Origin of the sequence: Thermosynechococcus sp. (assembly GCF_025999095.1) — a bacterium.
In the GTDB taxonomy this organism is placed as follows: Bacteria; Cyanobacteriota; Cyanobacteriia; order Thermosynechococcales; family Thermosynechococcaceae; genus Thermosynechococcus.
On the sequence record NZ_AP024678.1, the window covers coordinates 171167 to 190465 of the forward strand.

8 protein-coding genes and 1 tRNA gene are annotated in these 19299 nt (G+C 53.3%); 6 read left to right on the forward strand and 3 right to left on the reverse strand.

Going from position 1 to position 19299, the window contains the following annotated elements; genetic code table 11:
• Positions 1-31 precede the first annotated feature (31 nt).
• Both Q0W94_RS00855 and Q0W94_RS00860 read left to right on the forward strand, forming a co-directional pair.
• On the forward strand, positions 32-814 hold the full coding sequence (locus tag Q0W94_RS00855) for an ABC transporter permease (RefSeq protein WP_297759916.1): 783 nt from the start codon (positions 32-34) through the stop codon (positions 812-814).
• Positions 815-881: 67 nt separating this feature from the next.
• Positions 882-953 (forward strand) — tRNA-Thr (locus Q0W94_RS00860).
• A 4-nt stretch (positions 954-957) separates the two neighbouring features.
• Here Q0W94_RS00860 and Q0W94_RS00865 read toward each other — a convergent pair.
• Both Q0W94_RS00865 and trxB read right to left on the reverse strand, forming a co-directional pair.
• The gene (locus Q0W94_RS00865) at positions 958-1713 is read right to left on the reverse strand and encodes a sulfite exporter TauE/SafE family protein (protein ID WP_297759917.1); all 756 of its coding nucleotides are present in this window, start codon (positions 1711-1713) and stop codon (positions 958-960) included.
• 19 nt (positions 1714-1732) lie between these two features.
• Positions 1733-3094, reverse strand: coding sequence for a thioredoxin-disulfide reductase (gene trxB, locus Q0W94_RS00870; protein WP_297759919.1), 1362 nt, complete (start codon positions 3092-3094; stop codon positions 1733-1735).
• A 113-nt stretch (positions 3095-3207) separates the two neighbouring features.
• Between trxB and smc the strand changes: the two genes are divergently transcribed.
• A complete protein-coding gene (gene smc, locus Q0W94_RS00875; protein WP_297762451.1) occupies positions 3208-6714 on the forward strand; it encodes a chromosome segregation protein SMC in 3507 nt (1168 codons plus the stop codon).
• Between the two features lie 111 nt (positions 6715-6825).
• Complete coding sequence (locus Q0W94_RS00880; protein WP_297759921.1) at positions 6826-7455, forward strand: DUF3747 domain-containing protein; 630 nt, start codon at positions 6826-6828, stop codon at positions 7453-7455.
• Positions 7456-7457: 2 nt separating this feature from the next.
• Here Q0W94_RS00880 and smpB read toward each other — a convergent pair whose 3' ends face one another.
• On the reverse strand, positions 7458-7916 hold the full coding sequence (gene smpB / locus Q0W94_RS00885) for an SsrA-binding protein SmpB (protein WP_297762453.1): 459 nt from the start codon (positions 7914-7916) through the stop codon (positions 7458-7460).
• A gap of 588 nt (positions 7917-8504) precedes the next feature.
• Here smpB and Q0W94_RS00890 point away from each other — a divergent pair.
• The gene (locus Q0W94_RS00890) at positions 8505-10190 is read left to right on the forward strand and encodes a ShlB/FhaC/HecB family hemolysin secretion/activation protein (RefSeq protein ID WP_297759923.1); all 1686 of its coding nucleotides are present in this window, start codon (positions 8505-8507) and stop codon (positions 10188-10190) included.
• Between the two features lie 572 nt (positions 10191-10762).
• Positions 10763-19225 carry an S-layer family protein gene (locus Q0W94_RS00895; protein WP_297759925.1) on the forward strand — a complete coding sequence of 2821 codons (8463 nt, stop codon included), beginning with the start codon at positions 10763-10765 and terminating at the stop codon, positions 19223-19225.
• Positions 19226-19299: the final 74 nt, after the last annotated feature.

Below are 19299 nucleotides of genomic sequence, written 5' to 3' on the forward strand. Positions count from 1 at the left end.
GAGAGGAGAGTTAACTCAAGGAGTACCAGACATGTTGCCGCTAACGGTGAGTCGCCTCTGGACAATTAGCCGTAATGTTTTCAATGAAACACTGCGGGAGCGAGTTCTCTACGTCACTGCTGTTTTTGCCATTGGCCTAGCCTTAGCGATTGTAATTTTGGGACAGGTCTCAGCAGGAACCCAAGACAAAATTAGTCTTGATGTGGGGATAGCAGGAATTTCCCTCTTTGGCTTGCTGATTGCCGCCTTTGTCGGGGGTGGTTTGCTCAATAAAGAGATAGAAAAGCGCACGATTTTGGTGATGTTGGCGAAACCCATCAGCCGTGCAGAATTTATTATTGGCAAACATTTGGGCTTATCGGCGGTTCTGCTAGTACTGGTAGCACTGATGACGCTGATTCTGTTTATTCTCATGAGCTTGAATCAGTTTGCCTATCCCACTGGTCCTTTGATAGTGAACTCTTTCTACATTGCGCTGCAACTAGCCCTCTTGACGGCCGCCGCTTTGCTTTTTGGTAGTTTCACCAGTTCCTTGATTGCCACGCTCCTAACAGTGGCACTGTACTTTATGGGGCACTTTAGCCAAAACTTAGTCATCCTCAGCCAAAAGATGGAGAGTGACGCCGTACGGCAACTGATGCAGTTGCTCTATCTGATTTTTCCCGATTTATCCCGCTTGGATTTTAAGAATACGGCGGTCTATGGAATGCTGCCGTCTGTACCGGAACTCGTGGCCAATGCTGTTTATGGCGTGATTTATACGGTGGCACTGCTGGCGATCGCCACCTGGATTTTCTCCAGCCGCAACTTTTAGCAAAAACTCGCAGCCAATGTGTTGAATTGTTCCCTCAATGGGCTATGATAAAGCTCTGGGAATCTTTGCCCGTGTAGCTCAGTGGTAGAGCACACCCTTGGTAAGGGTGAGGTCACGAGTTCAATCCTCGTCACGGGCTTTCTCTACGGCTGGCGCAGCCAATAGACGATCGCCAACAGGATGGCCAAAAGCACAACCGTGCAACGCAACAGCCGGGGGTCAACCACGCGGGCACATTTACCCCCTAGAAGGCCGCCAACAAGGGTGGCGATCGCCATCCCGCCAGCCAGCGACCACACCACCTCCCCAGACACGACGAAAAAAGCAGCAGCAGCACCATTGATCCCAAAGGCTAAAATTTGCTTCAAGCCATTGAGGCGCTTCAAGCTTTCCCCGAGAACCACACCCAGCACCGCCAGCAAAATCACACTCAAGCCCGCACCAAAATAACCGCCATAGACCGCCGCTAGAAATACCAGGGGAATGGCTCCCACTTCAGACATATCTGGAGCACTGATGCGCCGCAGTAACCAGACCCGCACCTGCTCCTGAACCCCCAAGAGAACAGCGGCCAAAAGCAGCAAATAGGGAATTAAGGCATTGAACAGTGCCTCGTGGGTGTGCAGCAGTAACATTGCCCCTGTGATCCCCCCGGCCACGGCAGTGGGAAAGAGCCAACCAAGGCGCCCTTGCTGCCCCTTGAGCTCTTGGTATTGGGCCACTGCCGCTCCCAAGTAACCGGGAACCAAGGCAACTGTGCTAGTGAGATTGGCAACCACTGGCGGCAAGCCGATCGCCACCAACGCTGGAAAACTAATTAGGGTGCCGCCACCAGCAATAGCATTGACAAAGCCCGCCACCACACCCGCAACAGTAAGGAGCCCGATCTCGCTGATCATACCCCTGACTGCCTAAAGCCTAGGAAAGGTGGCGTTGGATAGTCTCGCGGTACTGACTCTTGGGTTTCATGCCGACAATCACCTCTAGGAGTTCTTTATTTTTGAACAGTTGAATGGTGGGGGTACTGGTCACCCCCGCTTGCTCAGCGATCGCGCTGTCCTCAGTGATGTCAATTTCAATAAGCTGCACTTTGCCGTCGAATTCCTCCACCAGTCGATCCAAAATCGGCTTGAGGGTATGGCACGGACCACAGGTGGGGGAGACATATTTCACCACCAGGAGGCGATCGCTTTCGTGGAAGAGTTTGCGCAAGGCATAGCTGCCCCGATGTTTAATGGCATTGGGATCAAACTCCTGTTCTGGAGAGGCAGTGGGTTTCGCCGTCTCTGGGGGCTGGGTCGCCGTTGCCGTTTGGTGAAACTCCTGAATGAGCCCCCGCGCTGAGAGCCAACGTTCTGCATCAAGGGCTGCCATACAACCACTGCCTGCTGCTGTTACGGCTTGGCGGTATTCATGGTCTTGAACATCCCCAGCGGCAAAGACCCCCTCCACATTCGTATGGGTACCGTGACGGGTAATAATGTAGCCCACATCGTCCAATTCCAGAAAATCTTTGAACAGTTGGGTATTGGGTGTGTGACCAATTGCATAGAATAACCCCCGCACCGGCAAGAGGGATTCTTCCCCCGTAGCTTTATTGGTAATCCGCAGACCCGTCATTAAGTTGCCATCGCCAAGGATTTCCCGTGCTTCGGTTTGCCAGTGAACTGTAATTTTAGGATTGGCAAAGACACGATCCTGCATAGCCTTACTGGCTCGCATTTTGTCACTACGCACCAGAAGATGCACGTGGGAGCCATACTTGGTGAGATAAACTGCTTCCTCTGCCGCACTATCGCCGCCGCCAATCACCGCTAACGCCACATCCTTGAAAATGGGCGTTGCGCCATCACAAATGGCACAGGCAGAGACGCCCTTGGTCCAATACTGCTCTTCGCCGGGCAAATGGAGGCGTTTGGCCGTGGCACCCGTACAGATAATCACGCTGTGGGCATAGACTTGCCGCTCCGCTGAGCTGATGAGAAAGGGGCGTTGACTAAAATCCACCTGAATCACATCTTCGGTAACCATTTCTGTGCCCCAGCGCGCCGCTTGCGCCTTCATCCGTGCCATCAGTTGTGGCCCTTGAATGCCTTCGGGAAAGCCGGGGAAGTTTTCCACTTCAGTCGTGGTCATCAGTTGGCCACCGGGCAACCCCCCAATTTGATAGCCCTCAAACATAAACGGTTTCAGGTTAGCACGGGCAGCATAGATAGCCGCTGTGTAGCCCGCAGGGCCAGAACCAATAATGACAACGTTTTCAATCCGTGGCGGTGTCATGGCTAAAATAAACTCGAAACGACTATGAGTTATTTGATTTTAGCTTGATTTTCCGTGGCAAACAAGGGGAACATCTTTGGGCATAATGAAACGGTTAGGCACGCTCCTTGGCTGTGTACATCAAACAGTTAGAACTCACGAATTTTAAGTCCTTTGGCGGCACCACTGTGATTCCGCTGCGGCCAGGGTTTACGGTCATTTCAGGCCCCAATGGCTCAGGGAAGTCGAACCTTTTGGATGCTTTGCTCTTTGCCCTCGGCCTTGCCGGTTCCAAAGGGATGCGGGCAGAACGCTTGCCAGATTTGGTGAACCATAGCCAAACGCGGCGCAGCCATAGTGTTGTTGAAACGCGAGTCACGGTGACATTTGCACTGGATGCCGAAACGGAATGGCGGGTAACGCGGCGACTGCGGGTCACTAAGCAGGGCACCTATACCTCGACCTACGCGGTGAATGATCAACCCTGCACACTGAATGAATTACACGATCAGTTACAGGCGTTTTGTATCTATCCCCAAGGCTATAACGTCGTCTTGCAGGGGGATGTCACTGACATTATTTCGATGAATGCCAAGGCACGGCGGGAAATCATTGACGAATTGGCGGGGGTGGCCGATTTTGACCGCAAGATTGCCCAAGCGCGCGAAAAATTAGATACGGTTAAGGAACGCGAAGAACGCTTTCGCATCGTTGAGCGGGAATTGATTCAACAGCGCGATCGCCGGCAACGGGATCGGCTGCACGCCGAAAAATATCAAGCCCTACGATTGGAACTGCAAGAGCGAGAGCAATGGCTACTAGTGCGCCAATGGCAGTCCCACGAAGAGCAAAAAGTGCAACTACAAGCACAGATCCAGACCCTACAACAGGAGCAAACCCAGCGCCAAGGGCAACTGCAACAAAAGGCACAGGAGATGGCCACGGCAGCCGCTGCCCTAGAACACCTCAATCAACAGGTGAAAGCCCTCGGTGAAGAAGAGTATCTCCGCCTCCAAGCAACGTTAGCGGCTCTCCATGCCCAACAGCGCCAATGTCAACACCAGCAAACCGCCTACCAACAGCAGCAAGAACAGTTGGCAGAACAACTCCAGCAACGGCAAGCCCAGTACCACCATCAACAGGCGCAACACCGGCAACTTGCTGAAGAGTTAGCACAGCAACGGGGCGATCGCTCCCCCTTGGTTACAGCGGTTGCCACCAGCCAAGCCGCCCTCGAGGCCCTGCGGCAGCAAGCTCAGGAGTTGCATACGGCCGCCCAAGCTTGGTTTCAGGAACACAGTCAGCGGCGGCAGCGGATTGATACCCTGATCCATGAACTGGAACCCAGTCGCAGTGAATTGTCTCGCCTGCAGGAGCGATCGCAACAATTGCGGCAGCGGCAGGGGGAATTGCGCCAAGCGGCCACCACCTTAGAAGCCGAACAATTGGAATTGCAAGACGCTCTAACAAAAGCTGCGGCAGCAGTCAAGCAAGAGGAGCAACAACTGCAAACCATCGCCCAGCAACTCGCGACAGCACAGCAACAATTGAGCCTCACAGAAGAAACCTATCACCGCCTTGAGCGGGAACAGCGCCAAAAGCAGCGGGAGCTCGATCAATTGGAAGCACGGCAACAAGCAGTTGAGGAAACCCAAGGCAGTTTTGCAGCGCGGCTCATTTTAAGTGCGGATCTCCCCGGTGTGTTTGGGCTGGTGGCACAGCTCGGCCAAGTGGAACCCCGCTATCAACTGGCCTTGGAAATTGCAGCTGGAGCGCGCCTGGGCAACATTGTTGTGGCAGATGACAGTGTCGCAGCGGCAGCGATCGCCCTCCTCAAGCGGGAGCAGGCAGGTAGAGCCACCTTTTTGCCTTTGAATAAGATGGCGCGTCCCAAGCCCCTCTCCCCCATTGTCTTGGCGGGCTGTATTGACTATGCGTTAAATCTCGTGACCTTTGAGCCGCAATATGCCCCCATTTTTGCCTATGTGTTTGGCACTACGCTGGTCTTTGAGAGCCTTGAGGCGGCGCGACAATACCTAGGGCAATATCGGATAGTCACGCTTGAGGGAGATTTGCTCGAACCCTCAGGGGCAATGACTGGGGGCAGCCAGCGTCGCACCAATACCCTGCGTTTTAATCAGGGCATCACCCCCCAAGAGTCGGCAGAAGTCCAACAGGTGCGCGATCGCCTGAGGGAATTGGAAGGCCTGTTAGATGGCCTGCTGCAGGAGCGCACTCACAAACAAGGGAGAGTGAATGAGCTGAGCCAAGCCCTGAGTGAAATCCGCCAAAGCCATCGCGATCGCCAGCGGCAATGGGAGCAACTGCAGCAACAACAGCAGCACCTAAACCGCCAGCAAGCAGAGTTAGAGCGCCAGCAGCAGTACCTTAGCCAAGAGTTAACCGCCGCCGCAACTGAACTCACTCAGCTACAGGCTCGCCTTCCTCAACTAGAGGCAGAACTTGCTGCAGAGCGCCTTGCCCTCAATGCCCTTGAAGCCAATCCTAGCCATCAGCAGTGGCAGCAGGTTCAGGCACAGCTTCAAGCCCAGGAAAAAATCCACGCGGAGCATGTGGCCGCCCTGCAAGCCGTGGATCACGCCTTGGGCGATCGCCACCGTCAACTAGAGCAACTGGAACGCGACCTACAACAAACAGAGCAGGAGATTCAGCGACTGCGCCAAGCCCAACGGGAAATGCTCTGTCAACAGCAAGCCCTCGATCAAACCCTTGGGGATCTAGCGACACAAGTTCAAAGAACGCAAACTGCCTTGAGTGAGTTGGACACCCGCCTTGGCCACCTCAAGGGCGATCGCGATCGCCATGAGTACCAACTGCGGCAGCAGCAAAAGAACTATCAGCAACTGGAATGGCAATACCAAAAAGCCAGCGAAACCCTGACCACGCTGCAAGCACAACTTCAGGAATTGAGTACCATTGAGCCACCTCCCTTGCCGCAGCCATTGCCGGCAGTACCCGCTGACCTCTCCCTTAGGGACATTCAACAGCAGTGCCAAGCCCTCGAAAAACAGCTCCGCGCCATGGAACCAGTCAATATGCTGGCAATTCAGGAATTTGAGGAAACACAAGCACGGCTCAAGGAGCTACAGGAGAAACTCGCCGTTCTGGCAGCAGAGCGCACGGAGATTTTGCTGCGGATTGAGAACTTCACCACCCTGCGTCACCGGTCCTTCCGTGAAGCCTTTGATGCCGTCAATGCGAACTTCCAAACGATTTTTGCCACCCTCTCCGATGGCGATGGCTATCTGCAACTCGAAAGTCCTGAAGATCCTTTTGCTGGTGGACTGAATCTGGTGGCGCATCCCAAAGGTAAGCCCGTCCAACGCTTGGCCTCAATGTCCGGGGGTGAAAAATCCCTAACGGCTCTCAGTTTTATCTTTGCCCTACAACGCTATCGCCCTTCCCCGTTTTATGCCTTCGATGAAGTGGATATGTTTCTCGATGGTGCCAATGTCGAGCGCCTTGCCAAAATGATTCAGCAGCAGAGCCAACAGGTGCAGTTTATTGTTGTCAGTCTGCGGCGACCAATGATTGAAGCGGCTCAGCACACCATTGGTATCACCCAAGCGCGGGGTCAACATACCCAAGTGATTGGCCTCGATTTGACGGCTCACCATTGATGGCTGAAAAATAATGCCTAGAATTTTGATAGTTCATCGGCGTGGATCGTAGTGGAACAGTAAGTTCAACTGAGCTGTCAAAATCCCCACGTGTTGCTGAGGAGTGTCCCTATGAAATACTGGCAAAAACTTGGCTTGAGCTTGTTGACAGTGGTGGCCTGTTTGGGAACAATTGCCCCTCGGCCGGCCCAAGCCAATATGTTTACGCAAACGGAAGTAGATCAAAGCCGCTATGTGGTGATGGCTGTGCCCCTGGCCCGCGGTGGCTATCGCCTACTGGTGGTGGAGCAAATGAAGGATACTCGCCCCTGCTGGCGTGAATCGGGCAGTAACCCTGTGGTGATTGATCCGCTGTTGACGACGTTTGACTTTACGGGCATTTGTGGTCGGGCTACGGATAGCAATGGCTACTCGATTCGGGTAGCGCAACAGGATTTAGGGTTGCAGTATAGTCTGCGCATTGAACAGAGGGATGGGGAGTTGCTCCTTGTTGGCAGTAGCAATCGCGGTGGTCCGCGGATGGTGATTGGCCGCACCCACGGTATGCAGGAAGGGCAATTTCTCAAATTCCATCTGGAACCCACTTGGCGGCTGACGCGGCGCACCTACGAAGGCCAAGTGCTGGGGCATGTTTATTTCACAAATGACACTTGGGAAACAGCCACAGGCAGCGCTCCTGCTCCTGCCAAGCCCGTCAGCACCGAAACCAACATCCCCACTGCAACAACGCCGCAAAGCTAGGCTTAGCGTTGCTTCATTGCCCGTTCCATTTCCCGCTTGTCCTGCCGTTGCTTGAGGTCTTGGCGCTTGTCGTGGAGTTTCTTACCACGGGCAAGTCCTAGGGAGACCTTGACCCGACCATTTTTCAGGTAGAGCTTTAGGGGCACAAGGGTCAGCCCCTTTTGTTCAACTTTGCCCACTAGCTTACGGATCTCCTGCTTGTGGAGAAGGAGCTTGCGATCGCGCAAGGGCTCATGGTTATAGGATGGGTTGGTACCTTCGTGGGGCGAAATGTGGACATTCATCAACCACGCTTCACCATTGCGGATGCGGGCAAAGCCATCCCGTAAATTTACCTTGCCAGCGCGAATAGACTTTACCTCGGTGCCGAGCAACACGAGACCACATTCATAGGTTTCCAGAATTTCGTATTGGAAGCGCGCTTGGCGATTTTCACTTAGGACTTTGATGCTATCGCCCATCAAAAACTCCGCAAGGGTACTGCCAATATACCGTAGTTTAGGGATAGGAAGAGTTTTCATCTTATCACTGCCTTCCCACCCATTTGCTGAATAGTTGTGACGCCATGCCCAAGCTGCAGCAGTTAGAGTTTTTGCAAGGCCTGCCCTTGATTGTCGTGGTGCATTGCTGTGGTGTGTGCTAATGGTCCTGCTGAAACAATCAGCCACGCCGAAATTCATATTCAAGCGGGTTTTCCTTGCCTAGGGGTAACTTGGACACCCCCCGATGCTGCTTTGGTCTTGCAACAACAAGGAAGCTTACGCAGACATCAGGACTGCTTCCTAGTACCCTCGTAGCAGCCCCCTCTCCAGGGCACGAGTTCGGGTTGGTCCGACCCTACGGCCCGATTAGAGCTCAAGCCAAGCCCTTTCCTCAGAATCACTGGCTACTTCACTCCTCAAAATGGGATCATCTAATCAAAAACTAAGCAAGAAGTAAATTTAGCATGATGACAGCTTGTCAAGTGCACAATTGACAATCAGCAGCAGCAATGCAGCGCATATAATAATTTCTATAGAATAACCGTACTAACATCTTATGGCTAGTTAATGAACTCCCTATTGGTATTTTTGATGTTTCCTACACCTATTTCGTTCAACTACAACCAAGCGGTATTAATCGCTCAAGCTTTTTCCCCTGAGCGCATCATTGAGGAGCTTCAACCCCCTTCGTTACCATCTCGTGAGCCCAAAATTACCATTCCCCAGGGTCAGGAAATTGAACCACCTGCCGATGCCGATAAAACTCGCTTCTTTCTCAAGGACATTATTATCAGAGGTTCCACTGTCTATACTCCCGAAACCCTTAAACAGCTATACGCAGATCAGCTCAACCGCGAGGTAAGCCTTTCCGATATCTACACCATTGCCCAAAGAATTAGTGAATACTACCGTCGCTCAGGCTACCTTCTGATTCGTGTCTTGGTCCCTGCTCAGGAAGTAGTCGAAGGTACTGTGCGCCTCGAAGTCATCGAGGGCTATGTCGAGGAGGTACGGTTTGAAGGTTCTAAAGGAGCTATCAAACCGCTACAGCCCTATGCCAATCGCATCCAATCCTCCCGCCCTCTCAAGGCTAAGGTTCTCGAGCGTAACCTATTATTAATAAGCGATTTAGCGGGCTATCAAGTAAGTGGGCGCCTTGAACCCGGTAGCCAGCGTGGTGCAACCATTCTTTCCCTCACTGTAAATAAAGATTCGTTTCAACCTTTTGTTACAATCAACAATTGGTCTGCTGACAATGTCGGGCCTGTTCGTCTTCAGGCAGGAACCTATTTTAACTCTCTGCTCAATCGAGGTGAACAATTTATTCTCAGTAGCACAACAGTCCCCTTTGATTTCAATGAACTGAAAAGTGGTCGCTTCGATACAAACATTCCTTTAAATTCAAACAGCCTCAGATTCCTAGGCAGCTTGAGTTACGCTGAAAGCCAACCTGGAGGTAATCTTGCTCCCTTCAGGATCAAAGGTACCACTTGGGCGGGCAGCATAGGCTTCAGCTATTACCCCATTCGCTCAAGAAAACTGAATCTGCTCACAAGTATCTCCTTTGATGCCCTAAATAGCACTGTCAGCACTACATTTTTAGGGCCGCCAGTTCCTCTGAATCAAGACCGAGTCCGCGTATTCCGCACCACGAGTCAACTCAGCTATCTCAGTTCGGTGGGATTCACCAGCGCTTCCATACAGCTCTCCCAAGGCATTGCAGGCTTGGGTGCTCGTTTGAATGGAACCCCCACTTTACCGCTCTCTCGTCTGAATGCCACTCCTGCAGCCTTCAAAGCTAACTTTGACGTTAGCCAGATTTTCTTCTTCCCACAAAATTGGTCAGTCACCCTAACAGGTGCAGCTCAAGTGGCAGCAGCTCCCCTGGTGGTTTCTGAGCAGTTTGGAATTGGCGGCCCTAACTTTGGATCTGCCTACATTCAATCTGCCATTACAGGAGATGATGGCTATGCCCTACGCCTTGAGTTGCAAAATACCCGTCGCTATCGCCTAGGCAAGACAGACTTTATTAGCCAACCCTATGCCTTTGTGGACTACGGCCAGACATTTCTTAAAAGGCCCACTATTGTTGAACCTCAGAGTCAGGAAGCTTTTTCAACCGGTTTTGGTTTGCGTCAACTAATCAACCCTAACCTCCAACTTCGCCTAGAGCTTGCCCTTCCGCTCACGCGAATTACACCTAACTTTGAGCGAAGTCCTCGTCTATTCTTTCAGATTCAAGGTGTATTCTAGATTTTTACCTTGCTTAGGAGCTGGTCTTATTTGTGTGATCTGTGGATTCTCAATCCTCAGATAGACATAGACACCACCACCTCGGGTCACAGGTGGGGCGAGCTTCACACAACAGTTAGTCGCATGTCCCTTAAGGCGAGTGTCCAGATTAAGCCCATATTAAGTTTCTAGCCAATAGTCAATCTAGGTAGATATGCGCTATTGACTGTAGGGGTAAGTATATTGTATAAGGAGAGGTAAGCAATAAACTCCCCTCTAGGAATGTAGGAATGAGATAACTCTGCTCACCTACACTTCTGAGATTCCATGAGGAGTGGCGGAAGTGCTCTACTAGAGATACCGCCGATCTCCAGGGCCCTAAAGTACAGAAACGCAAACGGCGTTGGTGGAGGAGGTAACCTCAATTCAGCTTAAAGCCAAGAATACCATAGCCCTTAGCTTGGGGGTCTTAATCTGGGTATCTACAGCAAAAGACAGGAGTTTGTTCCCCTATGAAAAAACTGCTTAGTGTGTTCCTGAAAGGATTTGGTCTTACTCTCTCAAGTATTTTTCTGGGAAGCCTAAATCCCCAAGTGGTTAGGGCTCTGCCACAAAATCCCAGTGTCACACATGGTCAGGTTTTCTTTGACCAAAGCACCGCCCATCAACTCCACATTCTCCAAAGCAGCGATAAGGCAATTATCAACTGGGAGGGCTTTAGCATTGCCGGCAATGAAGGTGTCTTTTTTGTCCAACCAGGAGCAACAGCAGCCGCGCTGAACCGAGTCACAGGATTAACTCCCTCAAGTATTGCTGGTCAACTGAGTGCCAATGGTCGTATCTTCTTGATTAACCCCAACGGCATCGTCTTTTTGCCCAACGCTCAAGTCAATGTGGGTAGCCTCATTGCCAGTACCCTTGACATCAAAGATCAAGACTTTTTACAGGACAATCTACGCTTTTACAGCCTTCCCAATACCCCCCCTGCTGCTATCACCAACCAGGGTCGTATTACTGCTCAAGAGGGCGGGCTAGTAGCCCTAATTGCGCCGGGGATTCAAAACACAGGTCTTATTTCGGCCCGCTTAGGTCAAGTTGCCCTGGCGAGTGGTACCGGTGTAACCCTTGACTTCACAGGGGATGGTCTCCTCAGCGTCAGGGTAGATAGCGATCTCGCTGAGCAAGTGACCGACATCTATGGTCGCCCACTATCTAGCCTAATTGACCAACAGGGACACATTACTGCCGGGCAAGTCCTTCTTTCCGCAAGTGCGGCTCAGCGCATCATGGATCGGGTAATGAACGTTGACGGCGTCATCGAAGCACGCACCGTTGACAATCGCCAAGGGCGCATCCTCTTAGCTGGCGGTCCCATTGGTGAAGTCGGTATCGGCGGACGGCTGGATGCTGATGGAACTTATGGCGGCCAAATTACCGTAACAGGCCAAGATATTCATCTTCGAAACACTGCCCATCTATCGGCCAACGGCGACCTTGGTGGGGGTCAGATTTTTATTGGTGGCAGTCTCCAAGGACAAGGTCCCTTACCCAACGCCAGAAACACCTTCATTGACGCAGGGGCACAACTTCAAGCCAATGCCCTCACCCAAGGCAATGGTGGGGAAGTGATTGTGTGGGCGGATGGGACAACGAAGTTTGCGGGTTTTATCAGTGCTAAAGGCGGCATTATTGCCGGGGATGGTGGATTTGCTGAGGTATCTGGGAAAGAGCACTTGTGGATGGGTGGTTTTGCGGATTTGAGTGCAACTAATGGCAAATTTGGTACTCTCCTGCTCGACCCTGGTAGTGTCACGATTCAAGATGGCCCAAATGACCCGCCTACAACTTCAGATGTATTCAATGATGCGTACATTGCCAGTCAACTAGGTAGTGCCAATGTAACCATTAGCACTACTGCATCTACCAATGGTGCTGCTCAAACCATCACGATCAATAGCGATGTAGATATTACTTGGAATAAACAAACTAACCTCACCCTCCAAGCAGGGCGCGATATCGTTGTTAACCCCAATGTAACCATCAAAAATACATATGGAGGTACAGGTGGAGGTAGCATCACACTAAAAGCAGATGGCAACGGAGGTGGCAACTTCAAGGGTATTTTTATTGATGGCGGCACTGGTACTCAATCCACTACCATAGAAACAACCTCAGGCAATATAACCCTTAGCGGCAAAGGAGGTAACAGCCTCAATAATAACTATGGCATTCAATTAACGGGCAACGCCAACCTCATTAGCAACAGCGGCAGCATCAGCCTCACTGGCACAGGAGGTAATCCTGCTGGTACAAACAACTATGGTGTTTACTTGAGCCGAGGTGCTCGTATTGAGAATACCGCTGGACACATTACAATTACTGGTGTTGCTGGTGCATCTGGTACTAGTAGTGGGTCAAACAACGACGGTGTTTTCATTACAACCAGCCCACGTAATGACGACGTTCCGAATTCACCGACCACTAGTCCTCGCCAAACTCAAATTATTAACAATAACGGTAACATAACAATCACAGGCACTGCTCAGGGAAGTAGATCCACAGACGATGGCATCGCTCAGTGGAATGCGTTGGTGCAAACTACAGGGACAGGCAATATCACTTACATTGGTACGTCAGGCACAGGCGCAGGTTCGGGCAACAAGGATGGCCTAGAATTACAACGGCATCAAGAGCTATATGGCACTGTGAGATACAGTGCCGAGATTTCGGCAACGGGTTCAGGCAATATTACCCTAACTGGTATTTTGCGGGGCGGTAACGCCACGGATAATGCGATTAAGTTTGGCGAGCCAGCGAGCGGTGGTAATGATGGTGGTTTTATTGTCACAACAAATACAGGCAATATCTGTTTAATTGGTGAGCATGGCAATAGTGTCCCTGCAGGCTCTACTTGGCGGAGTATCCGCGCACAGGGAAACACACGCACAATTCGAAGTACGGATGGCGGCAACATTATTCTTGTTGGGGATAGGATTCAGCTTGATGCCGCTTCTGGTACCACCACATTAAATAGCTCCGGCATTTTAGTCGTCCAACCTCATACAGTAGGTCGTAATATTGATATCCTTGGTACCGCGCCTGACAACTCTGCTCTGGCGTTTAACACCACAGAATTTGGTTTAACGACTGGTTTTAGTCACATCATCTTTGGCCGCGCAGATGGCACAGGAACAGTTACAGTCAATGGTCTGATCACTCGAAACCAACACCTCAGCCTGCGAGGTGGTTTTATTAACCTCAACCAACTAATTTATTTAAGTGGACAAACACTAGGTCTTTTCAGCAATGGAGGCGCTGTCAATCAAACAGCACCGTTTAGTGCAGCTAACTTACTTTTATCGGGCAGCGGCACTTTTATCCTCAACCATCCCGCAAATAATGTCAACACCATCGCAACCGCTGGCTCAACCGGTGCGATTACATACCGAGATCAAAGTGCTCTTACGGTTGGCAGTGTCAGTATTCCTTTTGTTAGTACATATCCCAGTTGTTGCACCAGCTCATCGATCACCTTAACTGCTAACGGCATCACGACTAACAATGCTGATGTCATTCTGCGCACCCCCAGTGGTTTGCTAACCCTCGATGCCAGCAGCAACCTCGGCAGTGGCAACCTCACCCTGATTAGTGGCAATGGAGTCACACAGACTGGTACCGGCAGCATCACCGCCGGCGGCCTGGGCTTGCAAGAAGGCACAGGCACCTTTGACCTGAACAATGCCAGCAACGATGTGACCACCTTTGCGGCCAATGTGGATGGCGGGGTCACCTTCAGCGATACCGACGGCTTCACCCTAGGTCAGGTGACGAGCAATGTTGGCATCGAAACTGAAATCACCACCGGCCTGAGGACGGGCGGTAACGATGCCATTCTCGACAGCGGCAGCGGTGTACTCACCCTCGATAAGGCCAGCGACCTCGACAGCGGCAACCTCACCCTGATTAGCCAAGGGGGTGTGCAACAGAATGCAGGCGGCAGCATCACCGCCGGTGGCCTGGGCTTGCAAGGCACAGGCACCTTTGACCTGAACAACGCCAGCAACGATGTCAACAATCTAGCGGCGAGCATTAATGGCGGTCTAAGCTTCAAAGACACTGATGACCTAACCGTAGTTGGCAGCATTACCAGCACTGTGGGCAGTGATACTGTCACGACCACCGGTGGCCTGACCACGGGCGGCAACGATGCGATTGTGGAGACAGGGAATACCCTGACCCTCAATGCCAGCAGCGACCTCGGCAGCGGCAACCTCACCCTGATTAGTGGCAATGGAGTCACACAGACTGGTACCGGCAGCATCACCGCCGGTGGCCTGGGCTTGCAAGGCACAGGCCCCTTTGACCTGAACAACGCCAGCAACGATGTCAACAATCTAGCGGCGAGCATTAATGGCGGTCTAAGCTTCAAAGACACTGATGACCTAACCGTAGTTGGCAGCATTACCAGCACCGTGGGCAGTGATACTGTCACGACCACCGGTGGCCTGACCACGGGCGGCAACGATGCGATTGTGGAAACAGGGAATACCCTCACCCTCGATGCCAGCAGCAACCTCGGCAGCAGCGGCAACCTCACCCTGATTAGTGGCAATGGAGTCACACAGACTGGTGCCGGTAGCATCACCGCCGGTGGCCTGGGCTTGCAAGGCACAGGCCCCTTTGACCTGAACAACGCCGGCAATGATGTGACCACCTTTGCGGCCAGTGTGACTGGCGGTGTTACCTTCAGCGATGGCAATGGATTCACCTTGGGTGAGGTGAACAGCAGTGTCCCTGGCACAGGTGGGAATGACATCCAGACCACCACCGGCCTGGCGACGAACAATAACGATGCCATTCTCGACAGCGGCACCGGTGCACTCACCCTCGATAAGGCCAGCAACCTCGGCAGCGGCGACCTCACCCTGATTAGCCAAGGGGGTGTGCAACAGAATGCAGGCGGCGGCATCACCGCCGGTGGCCTGGGCTTGCAAGGCACAGGCACCTTTGACCTGAACAACGCCGGCAACAATGTCAACAATCTAGCGGCGAGCATTAATGGCGGTCTAAGCTTCAAAGACACTGATGACCTAACCGTAGTTGGCAGCATTACCAGCACTGTGGGCAGCGATAACGCCATCACCACTGGTGGCCTGACCACGGGCGGCGACGATGCGATTGTGGAGACAGGGAATACCCTGACCCTCAATGCCAGCAGCAACCTCGGCAGCAGCGGCAACCTCACCCTGATTAGCCAAGGGGGTGTGCAACAGAATGCAGGCGGCGGCATCACCGCCGGTGGCCTGGGCTTGCAAGGCACAGGCCCCTTTGACCTGAACAACGCCAGCAACGATGTCAACAATCTAGCGGCGAGCATTAATGGCGGTCTAAGCTTCAAAGACACTGATGACCTAACCGTAGTTGGCAGCATTACCAGCACCGTGGGCAGTGATACTGTCACGACCACCGGTGGCCTGACCACGGGCGGCAACGATGCGATTGTGGAAACAGGGAATACCCTCACCCTCGATGCCAGCAGCAACCTCGGCAGCAGCGGCAACCTCACCCTGATTAGTGGCAATGGAGTCACACAGACTGGTGCCGGTAGCATCACCGCCGGTGGCCTGGGCTTGCAAGGCACAGGCCCCTTTGACCTGAACAACGCCGGCAATGATGTGACCACCTTTGCGGCCAGTGTGACTGGCGGTGTTACCTTCAGCGATGGCAATGGATTCACCTTGGGTGAGGTGAACAGCAGTGTCCCTGGCACAGGTGGGAATGACATCCAGACCACCACCGGCCTGGCGACGAACAATAACGATGCCATTCTCGACAGCGGCACCGGTGCACTCACCCTCGATAAGGCCAGCAACCTCGGCAGCGGCGACCTCACCCTGATTAGCCAAGGGGGTGTGCAACAGAATGCAGGCGGCAGCATCACCGCCGGTGGCCTGGGCTTGCAAGGCACAGGCCCCTTTGACCTGAACAACGCCGGCAACGATGTGACCACCTTTGCGGCCACGTTAACTGGCGGTGTTACCTTCAGCGATACCACTGGTGACTTCACCTTGGGTGAGGTGAACAGCAGTGTCTTTGGCACAGGTGGGAATGACACCCAGACCACCACCGGCCTGGCGACGAACAATAACGATGCCATTCTCGACAGCGGCACCGGTGCACTCACCCTCGATAAGGCCAGCAACCTCGGCAGCGGCGACCTCACCCTGATTAGCCAAGGGGGTGTGCAACAGAATGCAGGCGGCGGCATCACCGCCGGTGGCCTGGGCTTGCAAGGCACAGGCCCCTTTGACCTGAACAACGCCGGCAATGATGTGACCACCTTTGCGGCCAGTGTGACTGGCGGTGTTACCTTCAGCGATGGCAATGGATTCACCTTGGGTGAGGTGAACAGCAGTGTCCCTGGCACAGGTGGGAATGACACCCAGACCACCACCGGCCTGGCGACGAACAATAACGATGCCATTCTCGACAGCGGCACCGGTGCACTCACCCTCGATAAGGCCAGCAACCTCGGCAGCGGCGACCTCACCCTGATTAGCCAAGGGGGTGTGCAACAGAATGCAGGCGGCGGCATCACCGCCGGTGGCCTGGGCTTGCAAGGCACAGGCCCCTTTGACCTGAACAACGCCAGCAACGATGTCAACAATCTGGCAGCGAACATTAATGGCGGTCTGAGCTTCAAAGACACTGATGACCTAACCGTAGTTGGCAGCATTACCAGCACCGTGGGCAGTGATAACGCCATCACCACTGGTGGCCTGACCACGGGCGGCAACGATGCGATTGTGGAAACAGGGAATACCCTCACCCTCAATGCCAGCAGCAACCTCGGCAGCAGCGGCAACCTCACCCTGATTAGTGGCGGTGGAGTGACGCAGTCTGGTACTGGCGGCATCACCGCCGGCGGCCTGGGCTTGCAAGGCACAGGCCCCTTTGACCTGAACAACGCCAGCAACGATGTCAACAATCTGGCAGCGAACATTAATGGCGGTCTGAGCTTCAAAGACACTGATGACCTAACCGTAGTTGGCAGCATTACCAGCACCGTGGGCAGTGATAACGCCATCACCACTGGTGGCCTGACCACGGGCGGCAACGATGCGATTGTGGAAACAGGGAATACCCTCACCCTCAATGCCAGCAGCAACCTCGGCAGCAGCGGCAACCTCACCCTGATTAGTGGCGGTGGAGTGACGCAGTCTGGTACTGGCGGCATCACCGCCGGCGGCCTGGGCTTGCAAGGCACAGGCCCCTTTGACCTGAACAACGCCAGCAACGATGTCAACAATCTGGCAGCGAACATTAATGGCGGTCTGAGCTTCAAAGACACTGATGACCTAACCGTAGTTGGCAGCATTACCAGCACCGTGGGCAGTGATAACGCCATCACCACTGGTGGCCTGACCACGGGCGGCAACGATGCGATTGTGGAAACAGGGAATACCCTCACCCTCAATGCCAGCAGCAACCTCGGCAGCAGCGGCAACCTCACCCTGATTAGTGGCGGTGGAGTGACGCAGTCTGGTACTGGCGGCATCACCGCCGGCGGCCTGGGCTTGCAAGGCACAGGCCCCTTTGACCTGAACAACGCCGGCAACGATGTGACCACCTTTGCGGCCAGTGTGACTGGCGGTGTTACCTTCAGCGATACCACTGGTGGCTTCACCCTAGGTCAGGTGACGAGCAATGTTGGCGGTGACATTGCAACTACCACCGGCCTGACGACGAACAATAACGATGCCATTCTCGACAGCGGCACCGGTGCACTCACCCTCGATAAGACCAGCAACCTCGGCAGCGGCAACCTCACCCTGATTAGCCAAGGGGGTGTGCAACAGAATCCAGGCGGCGGCATCACCGCCGGCGGCCTGGGCTTGCAAGGCACAGGCCCCTTTGACCTGAACAACGCCGGCAACGATGTGACCACCTTTGCGGCCAGTGTGACTGGCGGTGTTACCTTCAGCGATACCACTGGTGGCTTCACCCTAGGTCAGGTGACGAGCAATGTTGGCGGTGACATTGCAACTACCACCGGCCTGACGACGAACAATAACGATGCCATTCTCGACAGCGGCACCGGTGCACTCACCCTCGATAAGACCAGCAACCTCGGCAGCGGCGACCTCACCCTGATTAGCCAAGGGGGTGTGCAACAGAATCCAGGCGGCGGCATCACCGCCGGCGGCCTGGGCTTGCAAGGCACAGGCCCCTTTGACCTGAACAACGCCGGCAACGATGTGACCACCTTTGCGGCCAGTGTGACTGGCGGTGTTACCTTCAGCGATACCACTGGTGGCTTCACCCTAGGTCAGGTGACGAGCAATGTTGGCGGTGACATTGCAACTACCACCGGCCTGACGACGAACAATAACGATGCCATTCTCGACAGCGGCACCGGTGCACTCACCCTCGATAAGACCAGCAACCTCGGCAGCGGCAACCTCACCCTGATTAGCCAAGGGGGTGTGCAACAGAATCCAGGCGGCGGCATCACCGCCGGTGGCCTGGGCTTGCAAGGCACAGGCCCCTTTGACCTGAACAACGCACCTGTGATAACAGCAGTTTTTGCTGCGAATATAAATGGTAACCTACTCTATAGTGGCTTGAATTTGGTTGCCATTGGTACAGTAACTAGTACTGTTGGCAGTGATAGTGTTACAACCAGTGGATTGAATATCTTAAATTCACCTAGTGGTGGTAGCCAGCCCCCCAGTACTAGCCAACCTCCCAGTACTAGTCAGCTCCCCAGTACTAGCCAGGTTGTTTCTGAAACGAAAGCAGAAATAGGAGGTAGCGCTACGGTAGCGACAGGAACAACCAAGATCAGTTGTTCTCGTAATATTGAGCAAGCTACAGAGGAGAATCAGGAAAGTAAATCGAAGTCTCGTCTTGTCCTTATCAATAGCCGAGAAACGTCTGTTGATCCACTCACACGACTTACAGTAGATGAAATTGACGAAAAGGAATCTACTGATGTTACTGATGATGGCAACTGCGTCAACCTTGAGCTAAGTGCTGATAATGTGAGGCAGTAGCTTTCTCGGTGTTTGGAGACTGAGGGATGCTGTACACTTATCGGTGATTGAATAAAGATGGCTTGAAGTGTTTT

Coding starts and splice junctions, on each gene's coding strand:
- Q0W94_RS00865 (WP_297759917.1), bottom strand. CDS start 1,713: ATGATCAGCGAGATCGGGCTCCTTACTGTTGCGGGTGTGGTGGCGGGC.
- Q0W94_RS00855 (WP_297759916.1), top strand. CDS start 32: ATGTTGCCGCTAACGGTGAGTCGCCTCTGGACAATTAGCCGTAATGTT.
- Q0W94_RS00880 (WP_297759921.1), top strand. CDS start 6,826: ATGAAATACTGGCAAAAACTTGGCTTGAGCTTGTTGACAGTGGTGGCC.
- Q0W94_RS00890 (WP_297759923.1), top strand. CDS start 8,505: ATGAACTCCCTATTGGTATTTTTGATGTTTCCTACACCTATTTCGTTC.
- smpB (WP_297762453.1), bottom strand. CDS start 7,916: ATGGGCGATAGCATCAAAGTCCTAAGTGAAAATCGCCAAGCGCGCTTC.
- trxB (WP_297759919.1), bottom strand. CDS start 3,094: ATGACACCGCCACGGATTGAAAACGTTGTCATTATTGGTTCTGGCCCT.